Origin of the sequence: Thermoactinospora rubra (assembly GCF_002093975.1) — a bacterium.
GTDB lineage: Bacteria > Actinomycetota > Actinomycetes > Streptosporangiales > Streptosporangiaceae > Nonomuraea > Nonomuraea rubra_A.
This window is the reverse complement of record NZ_MSZZ01000137.1, coordinates 1-697: the sequence shown is the minus strand read 5'-3', so window position 1 is coordinate 697 and position 697 is coordinate 1. Positions and strand designations below refer to the sequence as shown.

Below are 697 nucleotides of genomic sequence, written 5' to 3'. Positions count from 1 at the left end.
GATGCGGTTGGCGCAGGACGCGCAGGTCATGCCGCCGATCGACAGTTCGACGGTGCTGCCCTGGGGGCTGCCCTGGGGCCGCTCGTCGGTGATGGGGGACATCACCTCTCCTTTCGCTCGCGTCCCGCGGTCAGTGGGTGTGGTCGCCGTGCCCGTCGTCGTGGCCGTCGCCGGTCTTCTCCGGGCCCGGCTGCTCGGGGAGGGTCACGCCGCCGGCCGTCACGGTGAAGTCGGCGGTGCGCACCTCGCCCCCGTGCTGGAAGTCCAAAAACAGCCGGTAGGCGCCCCGGCTGGGCACCTGGGTGTGGAAGACGATCCGCGGCCCGGCGGTCGCGCTCTCCTCGGGGTGGACGTGCAGGTAGGCCAGGTCGCCGGCGCGCAGGGCCACCAGGTGGCCGTAGGCCCCCAGATAGGGCTCAAGATCGGTGACCGGCTTGCCGTCCTTGGTCACGGTGAGGGTGAGCGTGCTGGAGCGGCCCGGCGTCAGCTCGCCGTCCAGCGTGACCTCGTAGTCGTCCACCGTGGCGGTACGGCCGGCCGCGGGCAGCGCCTTCGGTGCGTAGTCGCCCGCCACGAGCAGGTCGGTGCCCAGCGTCAGCGGGCTGCCGCCGGTGGGGGCGAAGTCGGCGAAGGCCCGGTAGGCGCCCGCCTGCGGCAGGGTGAGCCTGACGCTCCACACCCCGCCACCGGCCTCGTC

General features: G+C 73.5%; 1 pseudogene. It reads right to left on the bottom strand.

Going from position 1 to position 697, the window contains the following annotated elements:
• Window positions 1-130: 130 nt before the first annotated feature.
• Window positions 131-697 (bottom strand): annotated as a pseudogene (locus BSB02_RS39255) (hypothetical protein); the annotation flags it as partial.